This window comes from Glaciibacter superstes DSM 21135, assembly GCF_000421145.1.
Lineage (GTDB): Bacteria > Actinomycetota > Actinomycetes > Actinomycetales > Microbacteriaceae > Cryobacterium > Cryobacterium superstes.
In genome coordinates this window covers 226,512-241,943 of record NZ_ATWH01000004.1, presented here as the reverse complement: position 1 = coordinate 241,943, position 15,432 = coordinate 226,512, and the positions used below count along the sequence as shown (strand labels likewise).

Annotated in this window: 14 protein-coding genes; 3 read left to right on the top strand and 11 right to left on the bottom strand. The window is 64.6% G+C overall.

All coding sequences use genetic code 11. The features are described from left to right. The first annotated feature begins 123 nt into the window (after nt 1-123). The gene (locus K323_RS0107075) at nt 124-1,002 is read left to right on the top strand and encodes an IclR family transcriptional regulator (protein ID WP_022884591.1); all 879 of its coding nucleotides are present in this window, start codon (nt 124-126) and stop codon (nt 1,000-1,002) included. Between the two features lie 116 nt (nt 1,003-1,118). Here K323_RS0107075 and K323_RS0107070 read toward each other — a convergent pair whose 3' ends face one another. The 8 genes from K323_RS0107070 to K323_RS24740 all read right to left on the bottom strand — a co-directional run bounded on the left by K323_RS0107070 (nt 1,119) and on the right by K323_RS24740 (nt 10,754). Continuing rightward, entirely contained in the window at nt 1,119-1,823 is a 705-nt protein-coding gene (locus K323_RS0107070) for a GntR family transcriptional regulator (RefSeq protein WP_022884590.1), read from the bottom strand. Nucleotides 1,824-1,905: 82 nt separating this feature from the next. After that, nucleotides 1,906-3,681, bottom strand: a complete 1,776-nt coding sequence (locus K323_RS0107065; protein WP_022884589.1) for a gamma-glutamyltransferase — start codon at nt 3,679-3,681, stop codon at nt 1,906-1,908. Continuing rightward, nucleotides 3,662-4,714 carry an ABC transporter ATP-binding protein gene (locus K323_RS24750; RefSeq protein ID WP_022884588.1) on the bottom strand — a complete coding sequence of 351 codons (1,053 nt, stop codon included), beginning with the start codon at nt 4,712-4,714 and terminating at the stop codon, nt 3,662-3,664. Before K323_RS24750 ends, K323_RS0107065 begins: the two co-directional genes overlap by 20 nt. Beyond that, nucleotides 4,711-5,694 (bottom strand): ABC transporter ATP-binding protein, encoded by a 984-nt coding sequence (locus tag K323_RS0107055; RefSeq protein ID WP_022884587.1) that lies wholly within the window; start codon nt 5,692-5,694, stop codon nt 4,711-4,713. The genes K323_RS24750 and K323_RS0107055 overlap by 4 nt, the downstream gene beginning before the upstream one ends. Continuing rightward, entirely contained in the window at nt 5,691-6,590 is a 900-nt protein-coding gene (locus K323_RS0107050; protein WP_022884586.1) for an ABC transporter permease, read from the bottom strand. The genes K323_RS0107055 and K323_RS0107050 overlap by 4 nt, the downstream gene beginning before the upstream one ends. Further along, nucleotides 6,587-7,540 (bottom strand): ABC transporter permease, encoded by a 954-nt coding sequence (locus K323_RS0107045; protein ID WP_022884585.1) that lies wholly within the window; start codon nt 7,538-7,540, stop codon nt 6,587-6,589. Before K323_RS0107045 ends, K323_RS0107050 begins: the two co-directional genes overlap by 4 nt. A 27-nt stretch (nt 7,541-7,567) precedes the next feature. Next, nucleotides 7,568-9,127 (bottom strand): ABC transporter substrate-binding protein, encoded by a 1,560-nt coding sequence (locus K323_RS24745; RefSeq protein ID WP_022884584.1) that lies wholly within the window; start codon nt 9,125-9,127, stop codon nt 7,568-7,570. A 70-nt stretch (nt 9,128-9,197) separates the two neighbouring features. Continuing rightward, the gene (locus K323_RS24740) at nt 9,198-10,754 is read right to left on the bottom strand and encodes an ABC transporter substrate-binding protein (RefSeq protein ID WP_022884583.1); all 1,557 of its coding nucleotides are present in this window, start codon (nt 10,752-10,754) and stop codon (nt 9,198-9,200) included. 101 nt (nt 10,755-10,855) lie between these two features. Here K323_RS24740 and K323_RS0107030 point away from each other — a divergent pair, with 101 nt between their 5' ends. Next, nucleotides 10,856-11,620 carry a sulfite exporter TauE/SafE family protein gene (locus K323_RS0107030; protein ID WP_022884582.1) on the top strand — a complete coding sequence of 255 codons (765 nt, stop codon included), beginning with the start codon at nt 10,856-10,858 and terminating at the stop codon, nt 11,618-11,620. Nucleotides 11,621-11,635: 15 nt separating this feature from the next. Here the strand turns inward: K323_RS0107030 and K323_RS0107025 are convergent, their stop codons facing one another. The 3 genes from K323_RS0107025 to K323_RS0107015 are packed head-to-tail and all read right to left on the bottom strand — an operon-like array spanning nt 11,636 to nt 14,606. Then, nucleotides 11,636-12,679, bottom strand: a complete 1,044-nt coding sequence (locus K323_RS0107025; protein ID WP_022884581.1) for a proline racemase family protein — start codon at nt 12,677-12,679, stop codon at nt 11,636-11,638. Continuing rightward, the gene (locus K323_RS24735; protein WP_022884580.1) at nt 12,676-13,617 is read right to left on the bottom strand and encodes an ornithine cyclodeaminase family protein; all 942 of its coding nucleotides are present in this window, start codon (nt 13,615-13,617) and stop codon (nt 12,676-12,678) included. Before K323_RS24735 ends, K323_RS0107025 begins: the two co-directional genes overlap by 4 nt. After that, entirely contained in the window at nt 13,614-14,606 is a 993-nt protein-coding gene (locus K323_RS0107015; RefSeq protein WP_245570937.1) for a proline racemase family protein, read from the bottom strand. Before K323_RS0107015 ends, K323_RS24735 begins: the two co-directional genes overlap by 4 nt. A gap of 94 nt (nt 14,607-14,700) precedes the next feature. Between K323_RS0107015 and K323_RS0107010 the strand changes: the two genes are divergently transcribed. Beyond that, nucleotides 14,701-15,372, top strand: coding sequence for a GntR family transcriptional regulator (locus tag K323_RS0107010; protein ID WP_022884578.1), 672 nt, complete (start codon nt 14,701-14,703; stop codon nt 15,370-15,372). Nucleotides 15,373-15,432: the final 60 nt, after the last annotated feature.

Here is a 15,432-nt window from a genome sequence, read left to right as displayed (position 1 = left end):
TCCTCACTCTTCATTGAGATTCACCTTCGCAGTACGGCGGCGGCTGTTACAGACACTAGGAGCCAGTTCTTATTTGCGCAACTACAGTTGTGCGTATGGCAATACTATGGTTATGGTGAACCAATGGAACCGATCGCAGAGACAGGCACCCCGCCTCGGCCGAGGCGCAATTCGGCCGGGTTGCGGCGAGACCTGGAGCTACTGGAGGTTCTCGGGTCCCTGGAGTCCGAATCGGCCGGAGGGCTCGGGGTGGTTCGGGTCGCGGAACTGGCCGGACGCGATAAAGGCGTCGTGTCGCGCACCCTGGCAACGCTCGCGGAAGCCGGGCTGGTTTCACGCGACCCGGTGACCCAGAACTACCAGCTGGGATATCAGCTGTACGCGCTCGCCGCCCGCACACTGGAGTCTCGACTGGTTCGAGCGGCCGCGCCTTACCTCAGGCGTGTGGTGACCGCGACCCACGAGACGACCAATCTCTGCGTGTTGCGCGGCGGCAACGTGTTGACACTCGCGACCGAGACGAGTGAGTATGCCTACCGTGGCGTCGGCTGGGAAGGGGTGAGCACCGCGGCGTGGCATACCTCATCCGGACGGGTGTTGATCAGCGATTGGGCGGAGGACGAGCTTCGCGGATGGTATGAGGTGCATGGCCGAGACACGGCGGTCACGAGCCGGTTCGCGCCCGTGGTCGCCGATATCGGCGGCGTCGCATCCACTCCTCCCGCACAGGGAGTCTCTCGGGTTACTGACTTCGAAAGCCTCAAAAGGGAGATACTCCGAATCCGCACGAAGGGATACGCGACCGTCGACGAGGAGTTCGAGAAGGGAGTCGTCGGTGTTTCAGCGCCCGTTTTCGACTTCCGACGGAGCATCGTCGCCGCCATCAATGTCAGCGCACCCAAACCGCGGCTCGGTGGTCATCTCGATGAGGCTGGCGCCCTTGCCGCCCGGGTGGCCGCGGAGCTTTCGGTTCAACTCGGGGCCGACCCGGCCAAGCGGTGAGCGACGCGCTAGTTCTCGCCCCCAAATCGCCGTTTGCGCCGACTGACGCCGCTGTAGCGGCGATTCTCGGAGCGAACGGCGATTCCGGCGTCGAGAGGGTGACGCGGGGGCCACCGTCAAACGCCGGCAGCGGCGCTGAGGCTGTCGCGGATGGTCTGGCCGGTCTGTCGAACGTGGTCGGCCATGTGCCGGGCGGCCGCTTCGCCGTCGCCGGCGCGCAGAGCCTCCAGAATCTCGGTGTGCTGGCCCCACGAGCCCACTGAGCGCGTGACGACCACCCGTGAGAAATACCAGCGGATGCGCCGCTGCAGGCTGACCATCATCTTCGCCATGACGGAATTGTCTGATGCGGCAAGCACCGTGTTGTGGAAGCGTTCGTTGAGCTCAAGAAGCAGCGTCGCGTCTTTCGCCTCGACGGCGGCAGCACCCAGGCGCAGCAACTCCTCGAGCTGGTCGAGATCTTCCGCCGAGATGCGTCCGGCCGCAAGCCTGGCGCTCTCACTCTCCAGCAACACCCTGACGTGGAACACCTCTTCCACCTCGCGCAGGCTGGGCTCGTGAACGAAGACACCCTTACCTGGCCGGTGGTCGACCAGGCCGTCGTGAACCAGCCGCTGCAGCGCTTCCCGCACCGGGTTACGGCTCACACCCAGCCGTTTGGCCAGGTCGTCTTCGCGCAGGTGGAACCCCGGCGGGAAGATCCCGTCGACGATGATCTCCTCAAGGGCGTCGTACACCCGCTCGCGCAGCGGCTGAGCTGCCGCGAGCAATCCGAACGCCGACGCACCTGCGCCGCCAATCGTGTCTTCCGCAGTAACCATGTGTTAGCCCACCTCAGTCAGGGTCGGAAGGACGGGAAGGATGAGGCGCATGGCGCACTCACCACCGATGTTATCGCCCGCCCTATCGTCCGACCGCGTATCCCTTCCCGCGCGGACTCGCCGCTGCCTTCAGCCACCCCTGGTCGCGTGCGACCGCAGTCGTATAGCCTTCCGTCCAGTCTCCGCCCACGACGACACCGTGCCCACGTCGCTCGAGTTCGGCGAGGGTGCCAGACGCGAATCGGCCTTCCATCAGCACCTGACCGGGATGCGCATCCCGCGGGTAGAACGAACTCGGCATGTGTGTCGAGTGGAACCCAGGCGCATCGAGCGCTTCCTGGAGATTCATCCCGCTGTGCACGAGGTTGAGGAAGAACTGCAGGGTCCACTGGTCCTGGGCGTCGCCACCCGGCGTGCCGAATGCCAGCCACGGCTGTCCATCCCGCAGTGCGAACGACGGCGTGAGAGTCGTCCTCGGCCTGGCCCCTGGCCGAAGCGAGTTCGGCAGGCCTTCCTCCACCCAGAACATCTGGCCGCGGGTGCTCAGGCAGAATCCGAGCCCGGGGATGGTCGGCGACGACTGTAACCAGCCACCGCTCGGCGTCGCGGAGATCATCATCCCGTTGCTGTCCACGACATCGAGGTGGCACGTGTCGCCGCGCGTCTCACCGGTCGGCGCCACCGTCGGCTCACCGATGCCCGCCGCATACTGCATCGCATTCGTCGAAGCCGGGTAACGCGGAAGCCGTGGCGCGCGTCCCGTAGGACTGCCTGGGTTCAGGTCGAGGGATGCGGTGGCACCGATGAGAGACCGGCGCGCGTCGTTGTACTCCCGGCTCAGCAGGCCATCCAGCGGCACATCGCTGAACAGCGGATCCCCGTACCAGGCTTCCCTGTCGGCGAAGGCAAGTTTGCTCGATTCCACGATCGTGTGCACCCAGTCCGCCGAGCCGACGCCCATCTCAGCCAGATCGAACCCCTCCAGCAGGGCGAGCTGTTGGAGGAACACCGGTCCCTGACCCCAGGGCCCCGTCTTGCACACCGTGTAGCCGTGGTAGTCGAACGTGACCGGTTCCTCGACGGTGGCGTCCCAGGCTGCGAGGTCGTCAGCGGTCATCAAACCACCGTGACGTTCCCCAGAGGTGTCCATGACTTCCGCCGTCTGGCAGTACTCGCCGATCGCCTCCGCGACAAAACCGCGGTACCAGGCATCGCGCGCGGCCTGCACCTTGTGCTCACGGCTGCCGCCCGCACTCTCCGATTCGGCGACGATCCGCCGATAGGTCTCAGCGAGCACCGGGTTGGTGAAGTGGCTTCCCTCCGCGGGAACCGAACCGTCAGGCAGCCAGGTCGCCGCCGACGTCGGCCATTCCTCCTTGAAGAGAGTCTCAACGGTTCCAAGTGCGGCAGAGACCCGCTGCTGCAACGGATGCCCCGTCGCAGCGTAGTGGATGGCCGGCGCCAGCACCTGACCAGGCGTCATCGTGCCGTACTGCTCGAGAAGCAGCATCCACGCCCCGAACGAACCGGGAACGACGGTGGGCAGCAGGCCGGTGCCCGGCATCAGGTCGAGGCCCAGTTCGGTCAGACGCGAGACGGACGCGGCCTGCGGAGCGACACCCTGGCCACAGATCGCGTCTACTCGCTGATCCTTCTCCGACCAGACCAGGATCGGCAGGTCTCCGCCAGGGCCGTTCAGGTGCGGCTCGACGATCTGCAGCACAAAGCCGGTGGCGACGGCGGCGTCGGCCGCGTTACCGCCCTGCTCCAGGATGCTCATGCCCGTCGCCGATGCCAGCCAGTGGCTCGACGTCACCATTCCGACATTGCCGACTAATTCAGGACGCGTTGTGAACACTGGGGGTTCCTCCCATTGAGTTGATAGGCGCGGAGATGTCTGGCGCGCCGGATTCGGCGGTCACAAGATGACAGGCGGTGAGATGGTCTGGTGCGGTGATGCCGGCCAGCGGCGGGACATCCGTCACGCATTTCTCTATCGCGATCGGGCAGCGACTGTGGAACGGGCACCCCGTCACGGGTTCGGACGGACTCGGCAGGTCACCGCTGAGGATGATGCGATCGCGATTCCTGACACCGGCCGGATCGGCGACGGGCGCTGCCGAAAGAAGCGATTGGGTATACGGATGCTGCGGATCGCGGAACAGTTCGCCGCGCGTCGTCGTCTCCATGATCTTGCCGAGATACATCACCGCAATGCGGTCGCTGATGAACTCGACGACCGAGAGGTCGTGGGTGATGAACAGGCAGGAGAAGCCCATGTCGGCCTGCAGGTCGAGGATGACGTTGAGAATGGACGCCTGCACGGAGACATCGAGGGCAGACACCGGTTCATCGGCCACGACAAGCGACGGCCCGAGCACCAGCGCCCTGGCGAGGGCGACGCGCTGCCGCTGGCCCCCGGAGAGTTCGTGTGGATAGCGAGAACGGATGTCGTGGCTGAGCCCCGTGCGTTCGAGCATCTCTGCGGCCGTGCCGATGCGTTCTCTGCGATTGCCGTGACCGTGCTGGCGCAGCGGTTCCATGACGATCTGGCCGACCGTCATTCTCGGGTTCAGGGAGGAGAATGGGTCCTGGAAGACTACGTGGACGTCATTGCGGAATGGGCGCATCTGGCCGCGGGTGAGCGTGGAGATATCGCGACCGAGAAGTTTCACCGTGCCGCTGGTCGGCGTCGTCAGCCGGGAGACGCACTTGCCGACTGTCGACTTGCCACTGCCGGACTCGCCGACGAGGCCGAGGATTTCGCCGCGACCGATCGTGAGGTCGACCCCGTCGACCGCGCGAACCACGCTGCGCGCTCCGCCGAGGCGCGATCCGGTCTGATAGTGCTTGACCAGTCCGGTGACTTCAAGGACGGGTTGCTCTGTCATGGCGTGTCTCCTGGTCCTGGGTGATAACACGCCACCTCATGCTCGGCGGCCACCAGCTCGAGGGCCGGGCGCCGGATTATGCACTCCGCGGTGGCGCGCGGACAACGCGGGGCGAACTGGCACTCATCCGGATCCGTTGTGGGTGGTGGGACAAATCCGGGAATGTCGGTCAGGCGACGGCGGCCGCCTTGCATGACTGCGCGGGCGGGAAGGGCGCCGAGGAGACCGCGGGTATACGGGTGTGACGGAAGGGAGAAGACGTCTTGCGCGCTGCAAAGCTCGACGATGCGCCCGGCGTACATGATCGCCACCCGGTCGGCGATATCGGCGACGACGCCCAGGTCGTGGGTGATCAGGATGATCGATGTCCCGAGGGTGTCGCGCAGGCGACGGAAGATATCGAGGATGCCGGCCTGGATGGTGACGTCGAGCGCGGTCGTCGGTTCGTCGGCGATCAGAACCTGGGGATCACAGGCGACGGCGATGGCGATCATGACCCGCTGCCGCATGCCTCCGGAGAGTTCGTGGGGAAAGGCGCCGAGCCTGCGCGCGGCATCCGGAATTCCCACGAGTTCCAGGAGCTCGATCGCTCTCGCCTTCGCGGCCTGCCTGGACAGCTTCTGGTGCTGCCGGATGACCTCCGCGATCTGGTTTCCGATCGTGTATGCGGGATTCAGGGAGGTCATCGGCTCCTGGAAGACGACAGAGATGTCTTTGCCGCGGACTGCCTGCATCTCCTTCTCATTCAGGGACGACAGGTCGGCGCCGTTCAAGCGCACGGAGCCGCCGATGGTCACATTGGAGTCACCGAGCAGCCGGGGGATTGACATCGCCACCGTCGACTTCCCGCATCCTGACTCGCCGACCAGGGCCAGGATCTCGCCCCGGCCGAGCGTGAACGACACGTCCTTGACGGCAAAGATACGGCCGTCCTCCGTGCCGAACTCCACCCGGAGGTGGGAGACGTCGAGTACTCTCATCGCTTCTCCTTCGGGTCGAGCGCGTCCCGAAGGCCGTCGCCGAGCAGGTTGAACCCGAGCGTGGTCAGCGCGATCGCGATGCCAGGGAACAGGGCGAGGTACGGCGCTTGGGCGAGGAACTGCTGGGCGCTCGTGAGCATGATGCCCCAGGACGCCATCGGTGGCTGCACGCCGAGACCGAGGAAGCTGAGCGTCGCCTCGCCGATGATCGCGCCTGGAATGGCTACCGTCGCCTGCACGATGAAGGCGCTCGCGGCATTGGGGGCGATATAGCGCGCCATGATCGTGAAGTCCCGCGCACCGTCTGCGACGGCACCGCTGACGAACTCTTGCTCCCGGATCGCCATGGCTTCTCCACGGGCGATCCTGACCACCTCGGGAATCTGGGAGACGCCAAGGGCGATGATCACGTTGGTCAGGGATGCGCCGAGGATGGCCGCGAGCCCGACGGCGAAGATCAGGAACGGGAACGCCAGCATGACGTCGATGATCCGCATGAACACCACATCGAACCAGCCGCGGTAGAACCCGGTGATCAGGCCGAGGGTGATCCCGATCACCATGGCGATCGTGGTGGACAGGACACCGGCCAGCAGGGAGACCCTCGCACCGCTGGCGATCCGGGAGAGCACGTCCCTGCCGAGATCGTCTGTTCCGAGCAGGTGGGCGAGCGACGGCGGCTGCAGGAGCGTTGCGAAGTCCTGCTTGTTCGGGTCGGGGAGGAGAAGCGGACCGAACACGGCCACCAGGATGAACGCGACGACGAGGACGAGGCCGATGACGGCCAAGGGTCGTTTGAGGAAGCGCCGCATGACTCGGCGCCATTGTGCCTGCGACTTCCGCGAGCCCGTCGCGCCGAACGTGGACAGATTCGTGGTCTTGGGGACGCTGGTCATTCCGAACCTCCTGACAGTCGCATCCGTGGATTCAAATAGGCGTATGCGACATCGACGAGCAGGTTGACGAGCACATACCCGGTGACGGCGACAAGCACCGCACCCTGGAGGATCGGATAGTTTCGCGCTGCGACCGCATCGATGATGAGCTTTCCGAAGCCGGGGATGACAAAGATCTGCTCGGTGACGATGGCGCCGCCGATCAGTGCGCCGAGTTGCAGGCCGAGCACAGTGACCACGGTGGTGAGACTGTTGCGAAGTGCGTGGCTGACCTCGCGGCCACGGGTCACTCCCTTGGAGCGTGCCGTGCGAACGTAGTCGGCCGAGAGCTGACCGAGCAGTGCGGCCCTGGTCTGCCGCATGAGCACAGCAGATAACCCGATCCCCAGAACGGTGGCGGGGAGAATCATTCCCCTGAGGTTGCCGATCGGATCCTCTGCGAAGCCGACGAAGCCGGATGCGGGAAGCACCTGCCAGGTGATGGCGAACAGCAGGATGGCCAGCAGCCCGAGCCAGAAGCTCGGCACGCTGAGGCCGACCAGTCCGAACCCGGTGGCGACATAGTCGACGAAGGTGCCGCGTTTGACCGCGGAGACAACGCCGGCGGTGATGCCGATCACCAGCCCGATCAGGATGGCCAGGCCGGCGAGTTCCAGCGTGATCGGCAGGCGCTGGAGCAGGATCTCGGCGACGGGGATGTTGTCGCGCGTAGAGACTCCGAGATTGCCGGTCAGTGCCTGGCCGATGTAGGTGAAGTACTGCACCCAGATCGGCTGGTTGAGTCCGAACTGCTCGCGGATCGCCTCGAGCAGTGCCGGGTCGGCCGATTCGCCGGCGAGAACCTGTGCAGGGTCACCCGGCAGCATGCGCGCACCGATGAACACCACGATGCTGGCGAGGAACAGGGTGATGACCGAGGTGATCACCCGTTGGAGTATGAATCGGGTCACGTGAAGCCGTCCGTTGAAGTTTCGGTGCTACTCGGTGAGCGAAGCCGTCTTGAAACGCGGGATCGCGTCGCTCGAGTACTCGACTCCGGTGATGCCGGAGAGTCCGAGGAACCAGCTGTCGTGATAGAGGTAGATGTTCGGCTTGAGCTCATCGATTCGGGTCAGTACCTGTTCATACAGGTCCTTTCGGGCATCCGTGTCAGTGACGGATGCCGCCTCCGCGACCAGCGAGTCGAGCTGCGGATCGCTGACCCGGCTGAAGTTATTCGATCCCCCAGACGTGACGAGATCGTTCACGTCGCCATCAGGGTCGATGCGCCCTGACCAGCCGATCAGGAACATCTCGAAGTCACCGGCACGACCGGCTTCGAGCGCCGATATGAACTCGACAGGCTTCAATGTGACATCGAAGCCGACGTCATTCGCCATCTGCTGGATGACCTCGACCGTCTTCTGCGCGGTGGGCGACGACGGGTACATCAACTCGACCGCCAGTGGCAAGGTTTCGCCTGAGTCCTCCAGGATCTTCCTCGCGGCTTCCGGATCGAATTCTGAACACGTCACGTCGTCTGGACGGAAGGCGGACTGCCCGGGGAGGGGGATGCAGTCTACGACGTTGGTGCCGTTGAAGACGACATCATTCACTGCCTCGCGGTCCAGGCTCAACTCGAACGCCCTGCGCAGGTCGACCGAGGTGGCGAGCGGATTGCTCGATGTGGCCGGGTCGACATTGATGGACACAGATTGGTAGGCGATCGTCGCGGACTCAAGGATCTCGATGCCGGCCTCCGTCTTCAACTGGGGAAGGTCGCTGGCATTGACTCGCTCCGCCACGTTGATGTCCCCTGAGCGCAGGTTCGCGACCCTGATGTTGGCATCGGTCACGAACTGGTAGGTGACCCCGTCGAGCTTGACCTTGTCTTTGTCGTAGTAGAAATCGGACTTGACGAAGTTCATCTCGCTGCCGGATACCTGGTCTTCGAATGCGAACGGGCCGACACAGACAGGGCTGGAACCGAAGTCGTCACCGAGCTCCTCGAGCGCGGTTGGAGACATGATCGCGCCGGCACGGTCGGCAAGTTGGGCACCGAGTGGGCTGAACGGACGGCTCAGTGTGAGTCGCACCGTTGAATCGTCGACAACCGCGACGTCGGAGATGGCCGCGAGCTCCAGCTTTCTCGCCGAGGTCGGCAGGGTGCGGTGGCGGTCGAGACTGATCTTCACCGCGGTGGCGTCGAACGGCGTGCCGTCGTTGAACGTGACGCCTTCACGCAGCGCGATGTCGACAGTGAGGCCGTCTTCAGACACCTCGGGGAGTTCGGCCGCGAGCTGGGGGACCAGCTCGAGGTTGTCGTCGGCGTCGTACAGCTTCTCGCATACCGAGGTGAAAATGATCCTGGCCGTGAAGGTGTTGGCCGTTGACGGATCGAGTGTGCCTGGCTCGCCGGCGAGCGACACGACGGCGACTCCGCCGGCCGTCGTCTCCGGTTCGGCGCCCTGGCCGGCACCGCCCGGTGTCGAGCATGCGGTGAGCAGCAAGGCGACGATAGCCGTTGTTGCCAGTGCAACTTTCGATCGTGTTTTCACAGAGTTCTCCATCGATAGGGGACGGCGACAGGGGGACGGCAGGGAGGACGGACTCAGATGCGAGCCGCGACTACTCGGTCAGCGAAGCCGTCTTGAAGCGCGGGATCGCGTCGCTCGAGTACTCGACTCCGGTGATGCCGGAGAGTCCGAGGAACCAGCTGTCGTGGTAGAGGTAGATGTTCGCCTTGAGCTCGTCGAGCCTGTCCAACGCCTCGCCATACAGCTTCTGGCGCTCATCAGTGTCGGTGACAGCGGCGGCCGCTGCGATCAGGCCGTCGAGTTCCGGGTCCGCAAGCTGGTTGAAGTTGTTGGCTCCACCAGTGGTGACCAGGTCGTTCAGGTCACCGTCAGGGTCGATGCGCCCAGACCAGCCGATGAGGAACATCTCGAACTGGCCGGCCCTGGCAGCGTCGAGTGCTGAGACGAATTCAACGGGCTTGATGGTGACATCGAAGCCGACGTCATTCGCCATCTGCTGGATGACCTCTGCCGACTTCTGGTCGGTCGGGCGGGCCGGGATCAGGAGCTCGACCGGCACCGGAAGCGTCTCACCGGACTCTTCGAGTATTTTCGTCGCTTCATCGGGATCGAACTTCGAGCAGGTGATGTCTTCTGGCCGGTACGCCATCTGGAGCGGCAGGGGAGCGCAGTCCGGCGTGACCTGCCCGTTGAAGACCACATCGTTCAGGGCATCCCGGTTGATGCTCAGTTCAAGAGCACGTCGCAGGTCGGGATTGGAGGCCAGCGGGCTCGCGGAGAGGGCGGGATCCACATTGATGGACAGGCTCTGGTACGCGATGGTGTCGGCCTTCAGGACCTCGACCTTCTGGTCGGTTTCGAGGGTCTCCACGTCGCTGGCGTTCAACCGCTCAGCCGCGTTCACCTCGCCGGATCGCAGGTTTGCAGAGCGAACGTTCGGGTCGGTGATGAAGGTGTACGTGACGCCATCGAGCTTGACTTTGTCCTTGTCGTAGTAGTAGTCGGACTTGGCGAGGTTGATTTCACTGCCGGCGACGCGGTCGGTGAAGTCGAACGGTCCGACACACACTGGGTCCGTTCCGAAGTCGTCTCCGAGGGCTGCCAGAGCCGTCGGCGACATGATCGCGCCTGCCCTGTCGGCGAGTTGCGCGCCGAGGGGGCTGAACGGCTGGCTGAGCGTGAGGCGGACGGTGTTCTCATCAACGACCGAAATGCTCTCAACCGCCGCGAGTTCCTTCTTCCGCGAAGAGGTATCCAGTGTGATGTTGCGATCCAGTGTGGTCTTCACTGCCTCGGCGTTGAAGGGCGTGCCGTCGTTGAACAGGATGCCCTCGCGCAGGGGGATGTCGACGGAAAGGCCGTCAGCCGAAGTGATGGGCAACTCGGCGGCGAGTTGCGGGATGATTTCGAGATTCTCATTTGCGTCATAGAGCTTCTCGCACATTGACGTGAAGACAACCCGGGCGACGAAGGTGTTGGCGATTGTCGGGTCGAGGGTGTCCGGTTCGTCAGAAAGGGCGACGACGGCGACTCCGCCGTCGGTGCTCTCTGCCGCGCCGGGGGATGACGATGATGACGGGGTGGAGCAGGAGGCCAGAAGCAGGGCGGCAGCGGCGACTCCGATGATCTTCAATGATCGTGATGACATTTCTTCTCCATTGAACAAGGGTTCACACAAACGAGCATTGGTGCTGTGCTACATACTGTATACGGTAGACGAACGAGACGTCTACGGAGCGGGAGAAATACATGAGCCTCATCGATGGCCTCATCATTCTTGTAGCCGGAGTGATAGCGGGCATCATCAATGTCGTTGCGGGGGCAGGTACGCTCATCACGTTTCCGACGCTGCTCGCCCTTGGCATCCCGCCCGTTACGGCCAACGTCTCGAACACCGTCGGCCTGGTGCCTGCTTCCGTCACCGGCGCGATCGGGTATCGCAGAGAACTGGCCGGTCAATGGCGTGCGGTCATCACCATGGCCGCTTTCTCGGCCGTCGGCGGCATCGTAGGTGGGATCCTTCTGCTGGCATTACCAGAGTCGAGCTTCTCTACCGTTGTGCCGTACCTTCTCCTGCTCGCCGCGCTGCTCTCCGCCATCCAGCCGCGGGTGGCGCGTTTTGTTCGCCGTCATTCAACCGAGGCCTCGGCGGATACCAGACCGGTGACCTTCGGCTTGGTGCTCGGCGTCCTGGCGACCGGCGTCTACGGCGGCTATTTCGGTGCAGCACAGGGAGTTGTTCTCCTCGCCCTGCTCGGAATCCTGTGGTCGACGGATCTGAACCGCGCCAACGGCGCCAAGAATGTCCTCGCCGGGGTGGCAAACATCGTGTCGGCGGTGATCTTCATCTCCAGCGGCGCGGTCGACTGGATGATTGCCCTTCTGGTCGGCGTCGGTTCCGCCGTCGGTGGAATGATCGGTGCCCGAATCGGGCGGCGGCTCCCCGCGCCGGTGCTTCGCGTGATTCTGGTCGTCGTCGCACTGACAGCGGCCATCGTGCTGTTCGTGACCTGACCGATTCGCGCACGCTCAGCGCAGCAGGAAGCCTGAGGCCAATGGATCACGCGGGTCGAGAGGGAAGACATGCTCGCCCGTTCGGTGGGCCAGGCCTTCGATCTCAGCGCCGATGGCATGCGGGTGGGGATCCAGTGGGAGCGGGAGTGCACGTGCCGTGAATCGGGTGCCGACAATCGACTCCTGCATCAGCTGCGACCCAGCGGCCAGTCGCCCGGACTGGGCAAGGAGCGCGAGCCTCGCCCCGGTCGCAGATCCGCACGGGGAGCGGTCGATCCAGCCGTTGTTGAAGACGTTGACGATGCGTTGGTGTGGTCCATTCTCGGTGTCGCCCAGATCGTCGTAGAAGACGACACCGAAGACACCGTCTAGCCGCTCGTCGTGCGGGTGTCGCTCCGTGGCGCCTTCATTCAGGACAGTTCGAATCTCCTGGCCGAGTTCGGCCAGGCTCGCAGCGTGCTTCGGTTCGACGCTCAACCCGAAGGCATCCGCCGGTACGCAGGCGAAGAGGGCACCGCTGAACGCCAGGTCGACGACGAAGGAATCCGTCTCCAGGCGGACCGGTACGGCGAGTGCAACCGGGTATGACGCTCCCTTGTCCAACCAGACGCCCGTCACGACGCCACCCGCCTTCCGCACTCTGGCGATCGCTCGCCCGGCGGGTACGTCGATCGTGACCGTCGTCACCCCGTCGTCCGGGGCATCGACCATCCCGGATTCGACGGCGAAGACGCCGAGCGCCATGGTGCCGTGGCCGCACGACGGCGGATAGCCGTCTGCGTGGAAGAAGACCGCGCTGAAGTCGGCACTTTCAGTGTCTGCCGGGAAGCCTTCAGTGTCTGCCGGGAAGAGGTAGCAGCCGTACATGTCGGCGTGGCCGCGGGGTTCCCAGCACAGGAACGTCCGGAAGGCATCGATCTGGGGCGTGTTCAGTGCGTGGTGACGTCGTTCCGCGGCCGTCGCACCGGGGATGACCGGTGCCCCGTCGACGACGATCCGGATGGGCTGACCACCGGTGTGGTAATCGACGGTGCTTACGGCGATGGCCGGTGAAATCACGGTGTCGCGCCGCTTTGGCCGTTGCGATAAACCTCGCCGGCGACAACGAGGTCTTCCCACGACATCCCGGAACTGGTGAATACCCGTGGGCGAGAGTGGTCGACCGCCACCGTCCCGGTGATGATGCCCCGCATCGGCACGAGCGATGCAGCGTCGAGCAGCCCTTCTCCGATCGGGATGAGCACGTCGCCACCCTCGCGCATGGCGACCGCCGTGTCTTCAACGACGATCTGCGCCCTTGCCATGAGTGCAGACGGGAGCTCACGCGCATCCGGTTCATGTGACCCGACAGCGATCGAGCAGGAATCGTCTGGGACCAGCGAACCATCGAAAAGGGGCTCCCGCGCCGTGGTCGCGCAGACGATGATCTGGGCAGTGCGGACGTCTTCCGCCGACCCCACCCGAGCTTCAAGACCGCTCTCCTGAACACGCGCGGCCAGCGCAGCAGCGCGACCCTTGTCCCGACCGACGACCGATACGCGGCCAAGAGAACGGATGGCCCGCATCGCCTCGATGTGGCCCCAGGCCTGCGGCCCAGAACCGAACACGACGAGTTGGTCGACCTCGTTCGGTGCAAGACGGTCCGCCACCGCGGCAGAGACCGCCGGAGTGCGCAGGGTGGTTAGCGCAGTGCCGTCAAGGAGGGCGACCGGGCTCAGCGTCGCCGCATCCATCAGCAGGTACACGCCCTGGATGCGCTCCTTGCCGACAGCGGGATTGCCAGGGGCCACGGTGGCGACCTTGACGCCCACGAACTCAGAGGACCGTGACGGCATGAGAAGCAATTGCCCGCTGTCGACGTCCAGGATGCTGCGGCTGAAGTCAGCGGACGGGTCGAGGCCGGCGGTCAGATCGCGCTGGAGCGCACGGATTGCGTCGCCGAACCCGACGCGAGCGAAGACGTCGTCGGCGGAGATCCAGGGGAGGGCTTCGGTCATGAGAGAACGAATCCTGTCTCGAGCGAGTCGCCCGGGTCGAGGGTGAATGAGTGCGTTCCGGTCTGGTAGGCCATGCCCTCGACCTCGGGGATGACAGCGCCAGGCATGTCGCTCCCCGGCGCCGGACGCGCGCGACCGAGAAACCTGGTGCCCACGATCGAGTCGTGGGTGAGTACCTGCCCGGCTCCGAGTCGTCCGGAATCGGCGAGCAGTGCGACCCTCGCCGCAGTGCCGGAGCCGCACGGCGAACGATCGATGCGTCCGTCGGCGAACACGGTGACGTTGCGCTGGTGCGGACCGGCGTCGGTGTCACCCAGGTCATCGAAGATGATGGTGCCGTACACGCCGCTGAGTCTGTCGTCATCCGGATGCCGCGCCAGCTCACTGTCGTTCAGGGCCCACTTGATCTCACGACCGACCGCGCGCAGGCGCTCGGAGTGTTCCGTCGCCACCGATAGGCCGAGAGCGGATGCCGGGACGCTGGCATAAAGGGCGCCACCGAAGGCGAGGTCTACGGTGAGTTTTCCGACCGAGGTGTTGACGTCGACGCCGCGGGCCACCGGATAGGACGGCACGTTCTCGAAGACGACTCCGGTGATCTGGCCGGCCGACTGGCGCACGTGGGCGACGACCCTGCCAGATGGCACGTCGATGGTGACCGGAGTCAGGCCGTCAGCATCCGCGATGACGCGCCCGGTCTGCACCGCCCAGACGCCGAGCGCAATTGTGCCGTGTCCGCAGGCGGTCGAGTAGCCGTCGTTGTGCCAGAAGAGCACGCCGAAGTCGGCGCCGGCGTCGTCGGGCGGCACGATGAAGCCACCGTACATGTCTGCGTGGCCGCGTGGTTCGCGGCAGAGCAGCTGCCGGTAGGCGTCGATGGAAGGAGAATCCCGCGCCGTGATACGACGCTCTGCTACGGTGCGACCCTCTATGCGCGGCAGGCCTTCCGCTACGATGCGAAATGGCTCACCGGCCGTGTGGTAATCCATTGTTTCCACACGATTCGTAATATGGCACATATCATGATGCTAGTAAGAGCCCGCGGTTCTCGCGAATAGTAGTGAACTGACCGGAGGTGGGTCCATGGCAGTGTCGGCGATTCAAAAAGTGGAGCAGGTCGCGAGCCTGCGCGATCGGATTGGCGAGTCGTTGTCGGCCGCCATCGTCTCCGGAGAGCTCGCGCCGGGCACCCTTGTCTCTGTGCCGACGCTCGCCGCCCAGTTCGCGGTGTCTGCCACGCCGGTGCGTGAAGCCATGCTCGACCTGGAACAGCGAGGCTTTGTCGCGTCGGTGCGAAACAAGGGCTTTCGCGTGACCGAGGTCAGCGAGCAGGACCTCAAAGACATCATCGAATTGCGCCAGCTCCTCGAAGCTCCCGCCATGCGCTCGCTGGCCGGGAGGTTCCCGCTCGAGACCATTCCCCAGTGGCGTGCACTGGCCAGAGAGATCGTGGTGCACGCCGATGAGGCGAACCTCACCGGTTTCATCGAACGCGATCGCGACTTCCATCTCGGCCTTCTCGCGCTGTACGGCAACGATCGCCTGGTCGAGATGGTGCGCGAGCTGCGCTCGCAGACCCGCATGGTGAACCTGGCGAGAATGACGAAGAGCCACGAGTTGCCCGAATCCGCCAGGGAGCATCTGGAGATGCTCGATCTCATCGAGGCTGGAGACGGCGAGGCCCTTGAGGCGCTGACAATTCGCCACCTCGAGCACGTCGTCGGCTGGTGGTCCGGTTCCCCGTCAGAGGGCTGATCTGACCCGCCGGCAACGAGAACGCGCGCCGATTCTGACCGCGAAATTACGCCGAATCCC

Excerpts from the sequence above, each read along its gene's own strand:
- K323_RS0107075 (WP_022884591.1), top strand. The coding sequence starts at position 124 with ATGGAACCGATCGCAGAGACAGGCACCCCGCCTCGGCCGAGGCGCAAT.
- K323_RS0107070 (WP_022884590.1), bottom strand. The coding sequence starts at position 1,823 with ATGGTTACTGCGGAAGACACGATTGGCGGCGCAGGTGCGTCGGCGTTC.
- K323_RS24750 (WP_022884588.1), bottom strand. The coding sequence starts at position 4,714 with ATGACAGAGCAACCCGTCCTTGAAGTCACCGGACTGGTCAAGCACTAT.
- K323_RS0107055 (WP_022884587.1), bottom strand. The coding sequence starts at position 5,694 with ATGAGAGTACTCGACGTCTCCCACCTCCGGGTGGAGTTCGGCACGGAG.
- K323_RS0107050 (WP_022884586.1), bottom strand. The coding sequence starts at position 6,590 with ATGACCAGCGTCCCCAAGACCACGAATCTGTCCACGTTCGGCGCGACG.
- K323_RS24740 (WP_022884583.1), bottom strand. The coding sequence starts at position 10,754 with ATGTCATCACGATCATTGAAGATCATCGGAGTCGCCGCTGCCGCCCTG.
- K323_RS0107030 (WP_022884582.1), top strand. The coding sequence starts at position 10,856 with ATGAGCCTCATCGATGGCCTCATCATTCTTGTAGCCGGAGTGATAGCG.
- K323_RS24735 (WP_022884580.1), bottom strand. The coding sequence starts at position 13,617 with ATGACCGAAGCCCTCCCCTGGATCTCCGCCGACGACGTCTTCGCTCGC.
- K323_RS0107015 (WP_245570937.1), bottom strand. The coding sequence starts at position 14,606 with ATGGATTACCACACGGCCGGTGAGCCATTTCGCATCGTAGCGGAAGGC.
- K323_RS0107010 (WP_022884578.1), top strand. The coding sequence starts at position 14,701 with ATGGCAGTGTCGGCGATTCAAAAAGTGGAGCAGGTCGCGAGCCTGCGC.